General features: G+C 58.5%; 1 protein-coding gene. It reads left to right on the top strand.

Going from position 1 to position 786, the window contains the following annotated elements; all coding sequences use genetic code 11:
• Positions 1 to 786: ABC transporter substrate-binding protein (locus tag VZ95_RS20035; protein WP_045777435.1), on the top strand; the 786-nt coding region annotated here is incomplete at both ends.

Consider the following 786-nt stretch of genomic DNA (forward strand, 5'->3'; position numbering starts at 1 on the left):
ATTACAAGGCCGAAGGGTTGGATGTAACCATCGACTCCGGCCAAGGCTCGGCGGGGGCGGTCAACCGCGTCGCCTCCAGCGCCTACGAGCTGGGCTTTGCCGATGTCAACGCCCTCATCGAATATAATGCCGCCAATGCCGATAAGGCGATTAAGGCGGTGATGATGGTCTACGACTTCCCGCCCTTCGGCGTCTATGCGCTGAAAAGCAGCGGGATTACCAAACCCGCCGATCTGGTCGGCAAAACCCTGGGCGCGCCGGTCTTCGACGCCTCATACAAGCTGTTCCCGGCCTTTGCCCAGAAGGTCGGCATTGATGCCGCCGCTGTGCCCCGGAAGAATATGGATCCGTCCTTACGCGAAGCCATGCTGGTACGCAAAGAGGTGGATTTCATCTCCGGGCATTATTTCTCCTCCTTCCTCGACCTGAAAGCCAAGGGCGTGAAGGGCGAAGATATCGTCGCGATGCGCTATTCGGACTTTGGGATGGATTTCTACGGCAACGGCCTGATTGCCTCACCGAAGATCATCGCCGAAAAGCCGGAAGCGGTGAAAGGCTTCATCCGCGCGACGATTAAGGGTCTGAAGGACATGATCGCTGACCCGAAAGCCGGGATCGCCGCGACCAAGAAGAAAGACCCGCTGATCGAAGAGCCTTTGGAGATGGAACGGCTGGAACTCGCCATCAGCACGAATATCGTCACCCCCAACGTCAAGCGCGACGGTATTGGCGGGGTCGATATGGCGCGGCTGAAGCGGTCTATCGATCAAGTGCCCTGTCGGCAGG

The sequence above is a fragment of the Elstera litoralis genome, from assembly GCF_000963705.1.
In the GTDB taxonomy this organism is placed as follows: domain Bacteria; phylum Pseudomonadota; class Alphaproteobacteria; order Elsterales; family Elsteraceae; genus Elstera; species Elstera litoralis.